This is a genomic window from Microbacterium sp. 3J1 (genome assembly GCF_001049495.1).
GTDB lineage: Bacteria > Actinomycetota > Actinomycetes > Actinomycetales > Microbacteriaceae > Microbacterium.
The window spans coordinates 829,511-845,759 of record NZ_CDWI01000011.1; the positions used below are offsets into that span (position 1 = coordinate 829,511).

A 16,249-nucleotide genomic window follows, 5' to 3' on the forward strand; every position below is an offset into this window, starting at 1 on the left:
CCCAGTGACGAGAGAAGAGGGGCCCGATGCGATCGCATCGGGCCCCTCTTCTCGTTCGTCCGCCTGTCACTCCGCCGTGGCGTCCTCCACCACGATGGGGGCGTCGGTCGGGTCTGCCCACTCCGGGGCGGGAAGCGGGGTGTCGATCTGCCCACCCTGGATCGCGCGCAGAGCCTCCTCGATCTCGTCCGCGTTGTCGGGCACAGTGAGACCGCAGGCGGTGAGCTCCGAGGCGAACTTCAGGGTCAGCCGGATCTTGCCGGCCTCCACTGCTTCGGCGGTGGTGCCGAAGCGCTTCTCGCTGCCCGTCTGGATGTCCGACACGTCCTCGCACACGTGGTAGACGGCGCCGCCGTCTACCCAGACGACCTCGTCCTTGCCGAGCAACTGGATCACCGCCGACTGATCGGCGGTGTACTGCTCGACGGACGGCGGGTCGAAATCGATCCCCAGCGCGACCGCGAGGGCTGCGAGAACGACGCCGACGACGCCCGCCGTCGCCTTCTGCCCCTTGTCCATGTCCTTGTTCAGGAAGACCAGGATGATCAGCGGCAGGAAGGCCACCACGGCGATGATCGCGCCGAGCTGATTCTGCACGAAGAAGCGGGTCGGCTCGGATCTGCGGGCGGGGTCGAGGCGATTCGCCTTCTTCCACAGCACCGAGCCCGTGATCGACAGGACGGCGATGAGCATGAGGAGTCCGAGGAGTGTCAGGAAGGCCCACTGCGGGAACTGCGCAGTGACGCCCTGCTCCTGGAGAAGGCCGGTGTCGGGATCGCGCACGAGCGTACCGTCCTCGCCGACGTACTCCCGCTGGCGCAGAAGCCAGAAGATCCCGACCGCCTCGGCAGCGATGGCGACGACCCACAGCACTGCGGCGATCCAGCGGAACGTCCTCGCCTTCGACTTCGCGGCAGGCGTCGGCGTCCAGCCCGCAGCGGGATCGACCGTCGCGTCGTCCGGAGCGCTGCGCTCCGCGTTCTTCCTCGGCTCCAGCACGACGTTCGTCCCCTCCCGGCGCAGGCCCCAGCGGCCCGGATGCCCCGAGCCTAATGGACGCCGTGTCCTACGCTGGAGACATGACTCCCGATTCCGACGCCCTGAACTGGGACGGCGATGAGGATGCTCCGCCGCACCGCCCCGAGCCGGAGAAGGTGCCTCGGACAGCGCCGCCGGTCACCGTGCCGCCGCCGGCCGACGGCGGGGATCTCGACCGCCAGGAGAGCGAGGAGGCGGAGACCGAGGCTCTCGATGCGGATGGGGATGCGGAACTTGACGAGCGCGCGCCGCTCAGCGCCGCGATGCTGCTGGTCGCCGGTGTCGTCGGCGGCATCTTCCTGCTGTACAGCGCGGGGTGGGTGGCCGGGGGTCTGCGGCTCAAGCCTCTCGCCAACCTCATCGTGGCCGACGCCATGTACGTCCCGTGGTTCGTGCTCGCGGTGGCGGCGCCTGCCCTGTGGTTCCTCGCCGTCTGGGTCCTCACTCGAGGCAGAGCGAGCTGGGTGCGCATCGGTCTGCTGTTCCTCGGAGTCGTTCTGCTCGTGCCCTGGCCCTTCGTGACCGTGGGGGTGGTCGGAGTATGACCCGCGCAGCGGCATCCGTCGAAGGCGTGCGGTCGCCCCGCTGGCTGCGCGGCCTCATTCTGGGGCTCGCCGGTCTCTTCTACGCGTACGCGGTGTGGAACGCCGTCGCGCATCTCGTCTCGATGGCGCAGAGCGGTCTCACCGGACTGGGGTGGGTGACCCTGCTCTTCGGCGTGGTCTTCCCCGCTCTCGTCTTCGTCTTCGCCACGGCGATCGGTCTCCGCCGCGGCGTCGGTGAGCTGGCGCTCGTGCTGCTCGCCGGACTCGGGGTCGTGGCGGTCTTCTGGCTCAGCCTGATCGGCTACAGCATCCTCAACATGGCCGATCTGGTCGTCCCCTCGGCGTGATCGGCGACGTCACACGGCACGGAGCAGCGGGCGCCCTCGGGTACAGTTGAGGTGATCGCGCCCCCACGGTGTGCGGCGCATCGGCCCCCTGTCGCGCTGCCCCGAAGGATCCCTGTGCCGAAGCCCGTCGTGCTCATCGCCGAAGTTCTCTCTCCCGCCACGATCGAGGCCCTCGGCCCCGATTTCGACGTCCGCAACGTCGACGGAACCGACCGCGAGGCACTGTTCGCCTCACTCGCGGACGCGGACGCCGTGCTCATCCGGTCGGCGACTCGGATCGATGAAGAGGCGCTGACCCACGCGCCGAAGCTCAAGGTCGTCGCTCGTGCCGGCGTCGGTCTCGACAACGTCGACATCAAGGCCGCGACGTCGGCCGGTGTCATGGTGGTGAACGCGCCGACGTCGAACATCGTGTCGGCGGCCGAGCTCACCGTCGGTCACATCCTCAGCCTCGCCCGTCGCATCCCCGCGGCCCACGCATCGCTGGCCGCCGGTCAGTGGAAGCGCAGCTCGTTCACGGGCGCAGAGCTCTTCGAGAAGACAGTCGGCATCGTCGGCCTCGGCCGCATCGGTGCACTCGTCGCCGCACGCCTCGCCGCATTCGACATGCGCGTCGTCGCCTACGACCCCTACGTCACCTCGGCACGAGCGCAGCAGCTCGGAGTGCAGCTCCTCTCGCTCGACGAGCTCGTCGCCGAGTCGGACTTCCTCACCATCCACATGCCGAAGACGCCCGAGACGACCGGCATGATCGGCGCCGAGCAGTTCGCGGCCATGAAGCCGACCGCATTCGTCGTCAACGTCGCCCGTGGCGGGCTGATCGACGAGGAAGCCCTGCACGCCGCGCTCGTCGCCGGTGAGATCGCCGGTGCGGGGCTCGACGTCTTCACCTCGGAGCCTCCGGCAGAGGGCGGCACCGCACGTCCGCTGCTCGACCTGCCGAACGTCGTCGTCACGCCCCACCTGGGCGCGAGCACCGACGAGGCTCAGGAGAAGGCCGGGGTGTCGGTCGCTCGCTCGGTCCGCCTCGCCCTCGGTGGCGACCTGGTTCCCGACGCGGTCAACGTCGCCGGGGGAGTCATCGACCCGTACGTGCGTCCCGGGATCTCGCTCGTCGAGAAGCTCGGTCAGATCTTCGCTGCCCTCGCGACGTCGCCTCTCACGAGCCTCGACGTCGAGGTGCACGGCGAGTTGAACGACTACGACGTCAGCGTGCTGAAGCTCGCGGCCCTCAAGGGGGTCTTCACGAACATCGTCAGCGAGACGGTCTCGTACGTCAACGCCCCGCTGCTCGCGGACCAGCGCGGCATCGCGGTGCGCCTGCTCAAGGACGACGCGAGCGACGAGTACCGCAACGTCATCACCCTGAGCGGCGCGCTGTCCGACGGCTCGCAGCTCTCGGTGTCCGGCACCCTCACCGGTCCGAAGCAGTCCGAGAAGCTGGTCGCCATCAACGACCATGCGCTCGAGCTGCCGATCGAGAAGCACCACGTCGTGATGCTCTACACCGATCGGCCCGGCATCGTCGCGGTCTACGGTCAGAAGTTCGGCGAGGCCGGCATCAACATCGCAGGCATGCAGATCTCGCGCCTCGGCGCGGGCGACCAGGCGCTCAGCGTGCTCACGCTGGATTCGCCGGTACCGGACGAGCTGCTCGACGACCTCCGCAGCGAGATCGACGCCGACCTCTTCCGTCAGATCGAGATCACCGAGATCTGATCGGGGGAGACCCCGACACGAGAGCGGGAGGAGCGACCGTGAGGTCGCCCCTCCCGCTTCGTCGTTCCGTGGCGCGTCAGGGCGCCGTGGCGCGGAGTACGAGCGCGATCAGGTCGGACAGCTCGTCGCTTCTCGGGACCAGACGCTCAGGGCCGTGCACATCCAGGGAGTTGTTGAAGTACAGGCCGTCGCTCAGCAGCATCACGAGGTCGAGGCTCGCGGCATCCCGCACGTGAGGACGGATGGTGTCCTCCCAGCGATCCCGATTGCGGCGCAGCGCGTCGGCGGCGGGTGCCGACCCGCCCTGGGCCAGCCGAGTGGCGGCGATGAGGGCGCGGTCGAGCGCGTCGTCCTCCATCACCGAGGTGCGTATGTAGTACGCCACCGGCCCTTCCTCGGCCGTCGTCATACGCTCGAGGTCGAGTGTGGTGAGCGCATCGAGACGCTCGATCAGACCTGCCGCGAGCTCCTCCTTCGAGCCGAAGTGGTACAGCAGCCCGCCCTTCGAGACGCCGGCGGCCTTGGCCGTCGCGTCGAGCGTGGCCGCGCGTTCACCGTCTTCGATGACGATCTCTTCGAACGCGTCGAGAACGCGTTCGCGGGCCAGGGGAGGTCGGGGCATCGGGAATCCTCTGTTCGTCGCGCTTCACAGTATCGCGACCCTGTGACGGTTCTGTTACTATACCATCTGGACGGTTTAGTAACGAGGCCGTCGTGATCCTGAGAGGTGTTCCATGACCCGTACTGCGTCGATCCCGACGACAGAGACGGATGCTCCCCGTGTCGGAGCCCGCGGCTGGGCGGCGCTCGTCGTCCTGATGCTGCCGGTGCTCCTGGTGTCGGTGGACAATACGGTGCTGAGCTTCGCACTGCCCGAGATCTCCATCGCGCTCGCGCCCACCGGCGCCGAGCAGCTGTGGATCATCGACGTCTACCCCCTCGTGCTCGCCGGCCTCCTCGTCACCATGGGAACCCTCGGCGACCGCTTCGGCCGCCGGCGGATGCTGCTGATCGGCGCCACGGGCTTCGCCGCGGTATCGGCTCTTGCGGCGTTCGCCCCGACGGCGGGTCTGCTGATCGCGGCCCGAGCGCTGCTCGGGTTCTTCGGCGCGATGCTGATGCCGTCGACACTCTCCCTGCTGCGCTCGATCTTCACGAACCGCGACCAACGAAGGCTCGCCATCGCCGTCTGGGCCTCCGCCTTCTCGGCCGGATCGGCTCTCGGACCGATCGTCGGCGGCTTCCTGCTCGAGCATTTCGACTGGGGCTCGGTCTTCCTGATCGCCGTGCCCGTGCTCATCCCGCTCCTCATCGCCGCGCCGCTTCTGGTCCCGGAGAGCCGCGACCCCGCGCCGGGCCGGATCGACCTCGTGAGCATCGTGCTGTCGATGGCCGCGATGATCCCCGTCGTGTACGCGATCAAGTCGCTGGCGGTCGACGGTCCGAGCCTCACCGCGGGGATGTGGGCGCTGCTCGGAGTCACGATGGGCTACCTCTTCGTGCGCCGTCAGCTTCGTGCCGACGTCCCCATGCTCGACATGGCTCTGTTCCGCCGCGGGTCGTTCTCCGGTGCGATCCTCGTCAATCTGCTGAGCGTCGTCGCGCTCGTCGGCTTCCTCTACTTCGTGTCCCAGCACCTCCAGCTGGTCCTCGGTCTCTCACCGATGGCCGCGGGCGCGGCACTCGTGCCTGGCATGGCCGCGATGATCGTGGCCGGGCTCTCCGTGGTGCCGATCTCCCGGCGCGTCCGTCCGCATGTGCTGGTGCCGGCGGGACTCGCGTTCTCCGTGGCGGGATACCTGCTCGTGGCCTTCACGACCGCCGACCACGGCGTCGCCCCGTTGATCATCGCCTTCGTGGTGCTGGGCATCGGCATCGGTGCCGCCGAGACGATCTCGAACGAGCTGATCCTCTCGAGCGCTCCGGCGGAGAAGGCAGGGGCTGCCAGTGCCGTGTCCGAGACCGCCTACGAGCTCGGAGCCGTGCTGGGCACCGCCGTCCTCGGTGGTCTCATCACCGCGTTCTACCGTGGCGCGCTGGTGATACCGACGGACATCCCCGCAGAGGCTGCGCGTGCCGCGAGAGAGACGCTCGCCGGGGCCTACACCGCTGCTCAGGACCTCCCGGCGCAGCTGGGTGACGCGCTGTGGGATGCAGCGTCGGCCGCGTTCGGATCGGGTGTCATGGTGACCTCGCTCATCGGTGCCGCACTGGTCGTCCTGGCCGGTGCGATCGCGGCCGTCACACTGCGCAAGGCCCCCTCGCACTGACCAGTACGCTGGGAGAACCGGCCGGTTCGGCGTCCGTCTGAGCGTCGGCCGGTTCATCCCGATGCAAGGAGTGTCATGTCGCGTGTCGTGAAGCTGGCCGTCATCCCCGGTGACGGCATCGGTCCCGAGGTCGTCGCCGAGGCGGAGAAGGTCCTCGACGCGGTCACCGCCGAGAGCGACGTGACCTTCGACAAGACCCGGTTCTCGCTCGGCGCTGCCCGCTACCTCGAGACCGGCGACACGCTCACCGACGACGACCTGAAGGCGATCGCGCAGAACCACGCGATCCTCCTCGGCGCCGTGGGCGGCACCCCCGGGGACGTCCGCCTCAAGAACGCCAACATCGAGCGCGGTCTCCTGCTGAAGCTGCGCTTCACTCTCGACCACTACGTCAACCTGCGCCCGTCGAAGCTCTTCGTCGGCGCCCCCGGCCCCCTCGCGAGCCCGGGGGAGATCGACTTCGTCGTGGTGCGTGAGGGCACCGAGGGGCCGTACGTCGGCAACGGCGGGTCGATCCGACAGGGCACCCCGCAGGAGATCGCCAACGAGACCTCGGTCAACACCGCCTTCGGCGTCGAGCGCGTCGTCCGCTACGCCTTCGACCTCGCCGAGCGCCGCCGCCGGAAGCTCACGCTGGTGCACAAGACCAACGTGCTCGTCCACGCCGGAGCGATCTGGCAGCGCATCGTGAACGAGGTCGCTGCCGACCACCCGGACGTGGAGGTCGACTACCTGCACGTGGACGCCGCCACGATCTTCCTCGTGACGGATCCCGCGCGCTTCGACGTGATCGTCACCGACAACCTCTTCGGGGACATCCTCACCGATCTCGCCGGCGCGGTCACGGGCGGGATCGGCCTCGCCGCCTCGGGCAACATCAACCCGGACGGCGCGTTCCCCTCGATGTTCGAGCCCGTGCACGGGTCTGCTCCGGACATCGCGGGTCAGCAGAAGGCCGACCCGACCGCGGCCATCCTCTCTGTCGCCCTGCTGCTCGATCACCTCGGTCTGACGGAGGAGGCCGCGCGGGTGAGCGCGGCGGTCGAGGCCGACATCGCGGCTCGTTCCACCGCCCGCACCACGGCGGAGATCGGCTCCGCGATCGCTGCACGCGTCTGAGCGACAGGCGTAGGCTGAAAACGGCGCGAGGATGCGCCCACACCACAACGAACGGAAGACAGATGACGACCATCGACGCCCAGGCCACCGTGGCTCCGCTGGAGTTCGCCGTGACCAGGAACCTCAACGCGGCCACTCCTGCGCGAGTCGCCGAGGTGCATGAGAACCCGGGATTCGGCGTCGTCTTCACGGATCACATGGTCGACATCTGCTGGTCCGTCAAGGGCGGGTGGCACCGACCCCGCGTGCAGCCCTACGGTCCGATCCCGCTCGACCCGGCGGCCTCCGTCCTGCACTACGCGCAGGAGATCTTCGAAGGGATCAAGGCCTACCGCCACGAAGACGGATCCGTGCACACCTTCCGTCCCGACCGCAACGCGGCGCGGATGCAGGAGAGCGCCCGCCGCCTGGCCCTCCCCGAGCTGCCGACCGAGTACTTCATCCAGTCCCTGCGCGAGCTCATCGCGGTGGACGGGCGATGGGTGCCCTCCGGTGCCGACCAGAGCCTCTACCTGCGTCCCTTCATGTTCGCGAAGGAGGCCTTCCTCGGCGTCCGCGCCGCGCAGAAGGTCGCCTACTACGTGATCGCCAGCCCGGCGGGGGCCTACTTCACCGGTGGCGTGAAGCCCGTGCGCATCTGGCTGTCGGAGGAGCACTCCCGTGCCGGTCGCGGAGGCACCGGCAAGGCGAAGACGGGTGGCAACTATGCGTCGAGCCTGCTGCCGCAGGCCCTGGCGAGCGCGAAGGGCTGCGACCAGGTCGTGTTCCTCAATGAGAACCGCGACGTCGAAGAGCTGGGAGGCATGAACGTCGTCTTCGTGTTCAAGGACGGACGCGTCGTCACGCCCCAGTCCGACAGCATCCTCGAGGGCATCACCCGCGACTCCCTGCTGCAGCTCGCCGAGGACCGTGGCTACGCGGTGGAGAAGCGACCGATCTCGATCGACGAGTGGCGCGACGGCGTGGCCTCCGGCGACATCGTCGAGGTCTTCGCGTGCGGGACGGCAGCGGTCGTGACTCCGATCGGCGCTCTCGTGGGCGACGGCTTCGATGAGCCGCAGCCGCTCGGCGAGCTCGCCCTGTCGCTGCGCGAGGAGCTCACGGACATCCAGTACGGACGCCGGGAGGACAGGCACGGCTGGCTCGTGCGACTCGACGCCTGACTGCTTCGACTCCGAGACCCCGCTCCGCCCCGTCGGCGAAGCGGGGTCTCGTCGTCGGTGCCGCTGGCTAGGCTGGGAACCATGAAGATCGCCCGATTCAGCCATGATGACGCCATCCTCTTCGGGATCGTCGATGACACCGACCTCGTCGTCCTCGTGGGAGACCCGCTCTTCGCGGGGTACGAGACGACGGGCGATCGGGTGCCGATCGCGGATGCGGTGATCCTGGCTCCCGTCATCCCTCGCTCGAAGATCGTCTGCGTGGGCAAGAACTATCACGACCACGCCGCCGAGATGGGCGGTGAGGCACCCGAGGAGCCGCTGCTGTTCCTCAAGCCCAACACCTCCGTGATCGGTCCGGGAGACGCCATCGTGCGCCCGGCGATCTCGGAGCGCACCGAGCACGAGGGCGAGCTCGCCGTCGTGATCGGGAAGGTCGCGAAGAATGTGACGGCCGAGCGTGCCCTCGACCACGTCCTCGGATACACGATCGCCAACGACGTCACGGCGCGCGACCTCCAGCGCAAGGACGGGCAGTGGGCTCGTGCGAAGGGGTTCGACACGTTCTGCCCCCTCGGCCCGACGATCAACACCGATTTCGACCCCGCGACCGCGACGCTCGAGACCCGGGTCAACGGAGAGGTGCGCCAGAAGGCCCCGCTGACGGACATGATCCACTCGGTGGCCGACATCATCGCGTACGCGTCTGCGGTGTTCACGCTGCTGCCCGGCGATGTGATCCTCACCGGCACCCCGGCCGGTGTCGGTGAGTTCGGCGCCGGAGACACGGTCGAGGTGGAGATCACCGGCCTGGGGATCCTGCGCAACTCCGTGGGCGACGCACCACGCGCCTCATGACCGTCGTCGCGCTCACGGCCGCCCAACAGGCTGCCGTGCAGCGTCGGACGGTGCTCGTGCTGTCCCTCGGCCAGGTGCTCGGCGGGATCGCCTTCGGCGCCACGGTGTCGCTCGGTGCGCTGCTCGCAGCCGATCTCTCCGGCAGCGATGCGCTCTCGGGGCTCGCGACGGCATCCGTCACCCTCGGTGCGGCGCTGTGCGCGATCCCGCTCGCCCGCCTCGCGGCGAAGGTGGGTCGACGCCGGGCGCTCACCCTCGGCAACCTGTTCGCCCTCGTGGGCATCGCGGTGGTGATCCTCGCGGCATCGCTCAGAGTGTTCCCGTTGCTGTTGGCGGGGATCCTCATGATCGGCGCCGGGAACGCCGGGAACCTGCAGTCCCGTTTCGCCGCGACCGATCTCGCTGCTGCACAGCACCGGGGTCGTGATCTGTCGATCGTCGTGTGGGCGACGACGATCGGCGGAGTCGCCGGCCCGCTGCTGCTCGGACCCGGCGAGATCGTCGGTGCGGCGATCGGCATGCCGCCGCAGACCGGGTCTTATGCGTTCTCCTTCGTGGCGCAGTGCGCGGCGCTCATCCTCTACCTCGTCGCCCTGCGACCGGATCCCCTGCTCGCGGCCCAGCTGCTCGCGACGGCGGCTGCGGCGGCGACAGGGAAGGCGATCGTCGATCGTCCGCTCGTGGCGCGGTACGCCATCTTCGCCGTCGCCGGCTCGCACGTCGTGATGGCGTCGGTGATGGCGATGACGCCCGTGCATCTCGCGCACATGGCGCACGGCAGCGAGGGCATGGCGCCGACCCCGGCCGATGTCTCGGCGCTCGTGGGCATCACGATCGCTCTCCACGTCGGCGGGATGTACGCGCTGTCGCCGGTCTTCGGCATCCTGGCCGACCGTTGGGGGCGCCTGCGGGTCGTGCTGCTGGGACAGCTGCTGCTCGGCGGAGCGCTCGCGTTCGCCGTGTTCGCCAACGACAAGGAGTGGGGAGTGATCGTCGCGTTGATCCTGCTCGGACTGGGCTGGAGCGCAGCGACGGTCGCCGGAGCCGCCCTGCTCACCGAATCGAGCGCCCCCGAACTGCGGACGCGTCGACAGGGCCGCAGCGACTCGCTCATGAGCCTCTCCGCTGCGGCGGGCGCGGTACTCGCCGGTGTGATCCTGTCGAACTTCCAGTACGCAGGCCTCGGTATCGCGGCATCCGTCATCGTCGTCGCGATCGTCGCGCTGTCGCCGCTGGCCTCCCGCGGCCGCGCGGGGGCGAGCCCGGCCGCGCCGTAGAATCAAAGGGCTATGGCTACTCCTCACCCCCTCACCACGACTGCCAGTGGTGCCGACGTCCGCGTCCGCTTCTGCCCCTCGCCGACCGGTCTGCCGCACGTCGGCATGGTCCGAACCGCTCTGTTCAACTGGGCGTACGCCCGCCACACCGGCGGGAAGATGGTGTTCCGCATCGAAGACACCGACGCCGCTCGCGACAGCGAGGAGAGCTTCCGCCAGCTCGTCGACGCGCTCACCTGGTTGAAGATCGACTGGGATGAGGGTGTCGAGGTCGGCGGCCCGCACGCGCCGTACCGTCAGTCCGAGCGCCACGACATCTATCGCGGCGTGATCGAGAAGCTCATGGCCACAGGGGCGCTCTACGAGAGCTTCTCGACGGCAGAGGAGATCGACGCCCGCAATGAGGCCGCAGGCCGAGCGAAGCAGCTCGGATACGACAACTTCGACCGCACGCTCACTGACGAGCAGAAGGCCGCCTTCCGGGCCGAGGGCCGTGAGCCGGCTCTGCGTCTGCGCGTGCCGGATGAGGACCTGACGTACGTCGACCTCATCCGCGGCGAGGTCACGTTCCCGGCTGGGTCCTTCCCGGACTTCGTCGTGGTGCGGCCGAACGGCATCCCGCTGTACACCTTCGTCAACCCCGTCGACGACGCCCTGATGGGCATCACGCACGTGCTCCGAGGCGAGGACCTCATGCCGTCGACGGCTCGTCAGCTGGCCCTCTACGCGGCGCTCATCGATGCCGGCGTCACGACGTTCGTCCCGCGTTTCGCGCACATGCCCCTCGTGCTCGGCGAGACGGGCACCAAGAAGCTCTCCAAGCGCGATCCGCAGGCGGACCTCTTCCTGCATCGCGAACGCGGGTTCATCCACGAGGGACTGCTCAACTATCTGGCCCTGCTCGGCTGGTCGATCGGGCCGGATCGCGATGTGTTCTCGCTCGAGGAGTTCACCGAGGCGTTCGACATCGTGAACGTCAACCCGAACCCGGCGCGTTTCGACCAGAAGAAGGCCGAGTCGATCAACGGCGACCACATCCGCATGCTGGGGGAGAAGGACTTCGCCGAGCGCACGATCCCGTACCTCGCCGCGGCCGGGCTCTTCGACGAGCCCTCTCACGACCAGCTCGTGCTGGCGTTCCGGGTGGCGCCTCTCGTGCAGGAGCGTGTGCAGATGCTGGGCGAGGTCCCCGGAATGGTGGGCTTCCTGTTCACCGATGAGGTCTCGTACGACGCCGATGCGCTCAAGGGCCTGCCTGCGAATGCCGCGCAGGTGCTCGACGCCTGCGTCGCGGCACTGGAGCCGGTGAAGGACTTCACGCCCGAGAAGGTGCAGGAGGCGCTGGCAGCGGCGCTCGTGGAGAAGCTCGAGCTGAAGCCGCGCGTCGCCTACGGGCCTCCGCGTGTCGCGATCACCGGCCGCCGCATCTCGCCGCCGCTGTTCGAGTCGATGGAACTGCTGGGCAAGGACGAGTCGCTGCGCCGCCTTCGCGCGCTGTCGGAGTTCCTGACGAGGTGAAGGCGCGCCCGGGCGGCGAGCGGCTGTCGGCCGTTTTGGTATTCCTGTCGCCGCTCGGGTAAGCTTGACTCTCGGTGCGGAACTCCGGTTTCGCCCTTGGGGTATGGTGTAATTGGCAACACGGCGGTTTCTGGTTCCGTTGTTCTTGGTTCGAGTCCAGGTACCCCAGCACGATGAGAAGCCCGCGGATATCCGCGGGCTTTCGTCGTTCACGGACGATGCGAGGTCGCGACGACAGGCCCCGTGCGCCCCTGCATAGCAGGTTGCTTCCGCTCGGCGCCATGCCCTTCTCCGCTCGGCCGCATCTGCGCAGGCTGTTCCCGTCGGCACGCGGTGATGGTCGGCAGGGAGAGGAAGCGGATGGCACTGACACGAGTCGTTCCGGGGGAGGAGCCGGGGTTCCGGAGAGTCCGCTCGGGGTCGGGATTCCGCTACCTGGACGCCGCGGATCAGCCGGCCGGTGAGGCCGATCGCGAGCGCATCCGCGATCTGGCGATCCCACCTGCCTGGACTGACGTGTGGATCGCCGCCGAACCGCTCGCGCATATCCAGGCTGTGGGCACAGACGGTGCCGGCCGGCGCCAGTACCTCTACCACCCGCTGTGGCGAGCCGGGCGTGACCAGCGCAAGTTCGCGCGCGCTCTCAAGCTCGCCGCGGCCCTCCCGTCGGCGCGCGCACAGGTCACCCGTGCGATCAACCAGCCCGGGCTGACGCGGGAGCGGGCTCTCGCCGTGGCCTTCCGGCTGCTCGACGACGCGGCGCTGCGGATCGGCTCCGAGCGCTACCTCGTCAAACACGGCAGTCGCGGGCTCAGCACCCTCCGCCGGCGCGACGTGCGCGTCGACGGAAGCACCGTCGCGCTGAGCTTCCCGGCGAAGAGCCGCCAGCTCGCGTCCATCGAGATCACGGACGGGCCGCTCGCCGATGCGCTGTCGGAGTTCGCCGTCGGCGCTCCCCGCGCGCCCCTCCTGGCCTACCGCAAGGGCCGTCGCCGGGTGCGTCTGACGTCCGGAGAGGTCAACGACTACCTGCGAAAGGTGGCGGGATCAGCATTCACGGCCAAGGACTTCCGCACCCTGCACGGGACGATCCTCGCCGCCGACGCGCTGGCGCGGATCGGACGACTCGAGACCGCGAACGAGCGGCGACGCGCCGAGCGCCTGGCCGTCCAGGCCACGGCATCCGCTCTCGGCAACACGATCGCCGTGGCGCGCAACAGCTACATCGATCCGCGGGTGTTCCGTCTCTATGCGCGCGGTCGGATGCTCGACCTCAGCGTCTCTCCGGAGACGGCGATCAGAAAGCTCCTGGGCAGATAGTTCCTCCGGCTGGAGCCGGGCGGTGGTGACCGACGCCATCGAACCCGACAGCCACTCGATGACAGGATGGTGGCATGCACACAGCCAACCTCACCCGCGGCGAGACCGCCACACGATCCGCCGCGGTCTCGGTGCGCAGCATCACGGTCGAACTCGACCTGACCGGGGCGCCGGAGCGCGCGCGGTCGGGATTCTCGACCGTCACGACGCTGGACTTCGCGTCCACCGAGACCTCGACGTGGCTGGACTTCATCGGAGAGTCCGTCGACCGCGTCGTCGTCAACGGGGCCGAGCAGGCCGTGGTCTGGGACGGAGCCAGGATCACGCTCTCCGGACTCTCGGCGCAGAACGTCGTGCGCGTCGAGGCGATGGGGGCGTACAGCCGGTCGGGCGAGGGGATGCATCGGTTCCATGACCCCGCCGACGACCTCACCTACCTGTACACGCAGTACGAGCCCGCGGACTCCCGGCGGGTGATGGCGTGCTTCGAGCAGCCTGACATCAAGTCGCCGTACACCTTCGTGGTCGACGCGCCCGCCGGCTGGGAGGTCCTCTCGAACCAGGCCGCGGCCTCGGTGGACGTCGGTGTCGGTGTTCAGCGCGTGACGTTCCGGCCCACCCTGCCGATCTCCAGCTACATCACGGCGGTCGCCGCGGGGCCGTACGCGCGCGTCGACGGCGAGTGGCAGCGCGACGACCAGCGCCTCCAGCTGGGACTGCTGGCACGCCGCTCGCTCGCGCAGTACCTCGAAGCCGAAGAGATCCTCGAGATCACCCGACAGGGGCTCGACTTCTTCACCGACGCGTTCGCCCACCCGTATCCCTGGGGCAAGTACGACCAGATCTTCGTGCCCGAGTACAACCTCGGCGCGATGGAGAATCCCGGGCTCGTGACGTTCACCGAGTCGTACCTCTCGCGCGGTGCCGCGACCGAGGCGCAGCGGGCCGCGCGCGCGAACACGATTCTCCACGAGATGGCGCACATGTGGTTCGGGGACCTCGTCACCATGAAGTGGTGGGACGATCTCTGGCTCAAGGAGTCCTTCGCCGACTACATGGGAGCGCACGCCTCAGCCGTGGCGACGCGCTTCCATGACGCCTGGGTGAAGTTCGCCGCCAGCCGCAAGGCCTGGGCGTATCAGCAGGACCAGCTGCCGACCACGCATCCGATCGTCGCCGACATCACCGACCTGGAGGCCGCGAAGCTGAACTTCGACGGCATCACGTACGCGAAGGGTGCGGCGGTGCTGAAGCAGCTCGTGGCGTTCGTCGGCGATGACGCGTTCTTCGAGGGCGCGCGCAGGTACTTCGCGGCGCACGCGTTCGGCAACACGACGCTCGACGACTTCCTCGTGCAGCTCAGCGCCGTGTCCGGACGGGACATGACCGAGTGGTCTCAGGCGTGGCTGCAGACGACCGGTGTGTCGACGCTTCGGCTCGAGCGGGACGCGGATGGCACGGCGACCCTCGTGCAGAGCGAGCCTCGGCCGCACCGCCTCCGCATCGGTCTGTACGACAGGACCGAGGGGCGGATCGTGCGGCGCGACCGCGTCGAGCTCGACGTGCACGACGAGCGCACGTCGATCGAGCTCGCCGAGGCCGATCTGGTTCTGCTCAACGACGACGATCTCACCTACGCCAAGGTGCGCCTGGACGGGCGCTCTCTCGCGACCGTCGAGGAGTCCCTGTCATCCATCGAAGACCCCCTCGCAAGGGCCGTCGTCTGGTCCGCGCTCTGGAACGCGACTCGTGACGGAGAGCTCGCGGCGGCTCGATACACCGCGATCGTCCGCGCGCATGCCCCGCACGAGCCCAACATCGGATTGCTCACGGGGGTGCAGGCGAACGCACTCTTCGCCATCCGGCACTTCATGCCCGAGGAGATGCGTGCGCAGGAGCACCGCGAATGGGTGGAGGCGACGTGGCAGGCGCTGCAGACCGCTCAGGCGGGCAGCGACGCGCAGCTGTCGTGGGCTCGCGCGCTCGCTACGGCGTCGGCGTTCGACGACGAGCGTCACGAGGAGCTGCGGGCCCTGCTCGACGGCGCGGTACCCGCCGGGCTGACCGTCGATCCCGACCTGCGCTGGCAGCTGCTCACCGCGCTCGCGACCACCGGTCACGCCGATGCCGCGGCGGTCGCGAGCGAACTGGAGCGCGACGACACCGGAACCGGGCGGACGGCTGCGCGACGCTCTCTCGCGTCCCGGCCCGAGGCCGCCGTGCGCGCAGCGGCGTGGGACGCGGCGTGGACCGACGAGTCGCTGAGCAACGATCACCTCGACGCCGAGATCGCCGGGTTCCGCGCGGGCGGGCGACGAGATCTCGTGGCCCAGTACGACGGGGAGTACTTCGAGCGTATCGAGGGCGTCTGGCGCACTCGGAGCATCGAGCTGGCGCAGCGCCTCGTGGTAGGGCTGTTCCCCGCGGCGGAGTCGCTCGACCAGGTGGATGCGTGGCTCGACGGGCACGAGGATGCCCCCGCCGCGCTGCGCCGAATCGTGATCGAACAGCGCGACCACCTCGCACGTGATCTCCGCGTCCGTGCGACGGGGTCCTAGGCGAGCTGCATGCCCATGACCGTGCGCACGATCCAGGGGTGCGCACGGTCATCGTCGATGTGCGTCATGCCGAGGTTCTCGGCCACCCTCCGCGACGCCGTGTTGTCGGGGTGGATGATCGCCGTGAGCAGCGTCGGGGCGAGCTCACGGCGCACCAGGGCGACGCATGCGGTGGCGGCCTCCGTGGCATAGCCTCGCCCCTGCAGATCCGTGCGCACGTGGTAGCCGACCTCGAGGACGGGACGACCGTTCGACGACTGCCAGGTGATCCCGCAATCGCCCACGAAGTCGCCCTCCTGGGTCTCGACGATCCAGAGGCCGTGCCCGTGCTCCTCGTAGCTGCGACGAGCACGGTCGATCCAATCGGCGCTCTCGCCGCGTGTCTTCGGTGCGGGGTAGAAAGCCATCACGGTGGGATCGCCGAGCATCTCGGACATGCGGTCGAGGTCGCCGTCGATCATCTCGCGGAAGCGAAGGCGAGCGGTCGGTTCGGGCAGCAGCCTGCGTGGGCTCACGA

The 16,249-nt window shown here is 69.0% G+C and carries 14 protein-coding genes and 1 tRNA gene; 12 read left to right on the forward strand and 3 right to left on the reverse strand.

Features of this window, described 5'->3' with window-relative positions; translation table 11 throughout:
* Positions 1–66 precede the first annotated feature (66 nt).
* On the reverse strand, positions 67–999 hold the full coding sequence (locus BN2660_RS13010; RefSeq protein ID WP_255305162.1) for a hypothetical protein: 933 nt from the start codon (positions 997–999) through the stop codon (positions 67–69).
* A gap of 80 nt (positions 1,000–1,079) precedes the next feature.
* On the opposite strand from BN2660_RS13010, the gene BN2660_RS13015 reads away from it, so the two are divergent.
* The 3 genes from BN2660_RS13015 (at position 1,080) to serA (ending at position 3,649) form a co-directional block, all read left to right on the forward strand.
* Positions 1,080–1,583, forward strand: a complete 504-nt coding sequence (locus tag BN2660_RS13015) for a hypothetical protein (RefSeq protein WP_255305163.1) — start codon at positions 1,080–1,082, stop codon at positions 1,581–1,583.
* The gene (locus BN2660_RS13020; protein WP_091232754.1) at positions 1,580–1,930 is read left to right on the forward strand and encodes a hypothetical protein; all 351 of its coding nucleotides are present in this window, start codon (positions 1,580–1,582) and stop codon (positions 1,928–1,930) included. Before BN2660_RS13015 ends, BN2660_RS13020 begins: the two co-directional genes overlap by 4 nt.
* A gap of 114 nt (positions 1,931–2,044) precedes the next feature.
* Positions 2,045–3,649, forward strand: coding sequence for a phosphoglycerate dehydrogenase (gene serA, locus BN2660_RS13025; protein WP_091232757.1), 1,605 nt, complete (start codon positions 2,045–2,047; stop codon positions 3,647–3,649).
* A gap of 76 nt (positions 3,650–3,725) precedes the next feature.
* On the opposite strand, the gene BN2660_RS13030 is transcribed toward serA, so the two are convergent.
* A complete protein-coding gene (locus tag BN2660_RS13030; protein WP_091232761.1) occupies positions 3,726–4,271 on the reverse strand; it encodes a TetR/AcrR family transcriptional regulator in 546 nt (181 codons plus the stop codon).
* Positions 4,272–4,383: 112 nt separating this feature from the next.
* Here BN2660_RS13030 and BN2660_RS13035 point away from each other — a divergent pair, with 112 nt between their 5' ends.
* The 9 genes from BN2660_RS13035 (at position 4,384) to pepN (ending at position 15,732) form a co-directional block, all read left to right on the forward strand.
* Positions 4,384–5,919, forward strand: coding sequence for an MFS transporter (locus BN2660_RS13035; RefSeq protein WP_091232764.1), 1,536 nt, complete (start codon positions 4,384–4,386; stop codon positions 5,917–5,919).
* 75 nt (positions 5,920–5,994) lie between these two features.
* The gene (locus BN2660_RS13040; protein WP_091232768.1) at positions 5,995–7,038 is read left to right on the forward strand and encodes a 3-isopropylmalate dehydrogenase; all 1,044 of its coding nucleotides are present in this window, start codon (positions 5,995–5,997) and stop codon (positions 7,036–7,038) included.
* Positions 7,039–7,100: 62 nt separating this feature from the next.
* A complete protein-coding gene (locus BN2660_RS13045) occupies positions 7,101–8,201 on the forward strand; it encodes a branched-chain amino acid aminotransferase (RefSeq protein WP_091232771.1) in 1,101 nt (366 codons plus the stop codon).
* An 81-nt stretch (positions 8,202–8,282) separates the two neighbouring features.
* The gene (locus BN2660_RS13050) at positions 8,283–9,059 is read left to right on the forward strand and encodes a fumarylacetoacetate hydrolase family protein (protein ID WP_091232774.1); all 777 of its coding nucleotides are present in this window, start codon (positions 8,283–8,285) and stop codon (positions 9,057–9,059) included.
* A complete protein-coding gene (locus BN2660_RS13055; RefSeq protein WP_091232777.1) occupies positions 9,056–10,336 on the forward strand; it encodes an MFS transporter in 1,281 nt (426 codons plus the stop codon). Before BN2660_RS13050 ends, BN2660_RS13055 begins: the two co-directional genes overlap by 4 nt.
* Before the next feature lie 12 nt (positions 10,337–10,348).
* The gene (gltX, locus tag BN2660_RS13060) at positions 10,349–11,854 is read left to right on the forward strand and encodes a glutamate--tRNA ligase (RefSeq protein WP_091232780.1); all 1,506 of its coding nucleotides are present in this window, start codon (positions 10,349–10,351) and stop codon (positions 11,852–11,854) included.
* A gap of 97 nt (positions 11,855–11,951) precedes the next feature.
* Positions 11,952–12,023 (forward strand) — tRNA-Gln (locus BN2660_RS13065).
* Positions 12,024–12,214: 191 nt separating this feature from the next.
* Entirely contained in the window at positions 12,215–13,174 is a 960-nt protein-coding gene (locus BN2660_RS13070) for a DNA topoisomerase IB (protein ID WP_091232783.1), read from the forward strand.
* A gap of 74 nt (positions 13,175–13,248) precedes the next feature.
* Positions 13,249–15,732 (forward strand): aminopeptidase N, encoded by a 2,484-nt coding sequence (pepN, locus tag BN2660_RS13075; protein WP_091232786.1) that lies wholly within the window; start codon positions 13,249–13,251, stop codon positions 15,730–15,732.
* On the opposite strand, the gene BN2660_RS13080 is transcribed toward pepN, so the two are convergent.
* A complete protein-coding gene (locus BN2660_RS13080; RefSeq protein WP_369690555.1) occupies positions 15,729–16,247 on the reverse strand; it encodes a GNAT family N-acetyltransferase in 519 nt (172 codons plus the stop codon). The genes pepN and BN2660_RS13080 overlap by 4 nt on opposite strands.
* Between the last annotated feature and the right edge of the window lie 2 nt (positions 16,248–16,249).

What these genes read in the sequence shown, in the direction of transcription:
- gltX (WP_091232780.1), top strand. Translation starts at nt 10,349, where the DNA reads ATGGCTACTCCTCACCCCCTCACCACGACTGCCAGTGGTGCCGACGTC.
- BN2660_RS13055 (WP_091232777.1), top strand. Translation starts at nt 9,056, where the DNA reads ATGACCGTCGTCGCGCTCACGGCCGCCCAACAGGCTGCCGTGCAGCGT.
- BN2660_RS13050 (WP_091232774.1), top strand. Translation starts at nt 8,283, where the DNA reads ATGAAGATCGCCCGATTCAGCCATGATGACGCCATCCTCTTCGGGATC.
- pepN (WP_091232786.1), top strand. Translation starts at nt 13,249, where the DNA reads ATGCACACAGCCAACCTCACCCGCGGCGAGACCGCCACACGATCCGCC.
- BN2660_RS13035 (WP_091232764.1), top strand. Translation starts at nt 4,384, where the DNA reads ATGACCCGTACTGCGTCGATCCCGACGACAGAGACGGATGCTCCCCGT.
- BN2660_RS13015 (WP_255305163.1), top strand. Translation starts at nt 1,080, where the DNA reads ATGACTCCCGATTCCGACGCCCTGAACTGGGACGGCGATGAGGATGCT.
- BN2660_RS13045 (WP_091232771.1), top strand. Translation starts at nt 7,101, where the DNA reads ATGACGACCATCGACGCCCAGGCCACCGTGGCTCCGCTGGAGTTCGCC.
- BN2660_RS13070 (WP_091232783.1), top strand. Translation starts at nt 12,215, where the DNA reads ATGGCACTGACACGAGTCGTTCCGGGGGAGGAGCCGGGGTTCCGGAGA.
- BN2660_RS13040 (WP_091232768.1), top strand. Translation starts at nt 5,995, where the DNA reads ATGTCGCGTGTCGTGAAGCTGGCCGTCATCCCCGGTGACGGCATCGGT.
- BN2660_RS13030 (WP_091232761.1), bottom strand. Translation starts at nt 4,271, where the DNA reads ATGCCCCGACCTCCCCTGGCCCGCGAACGCGTTCTCGACGCGTTCGAA.
- BN2660_RS13020 (WP_091232754.1), top strand. Translation starts at nt 1,580, where the DNA reads ATGACCCGCGCAGCGGCATCCGTCGAAGGCGTGCGGTCGCCCCGCTGG.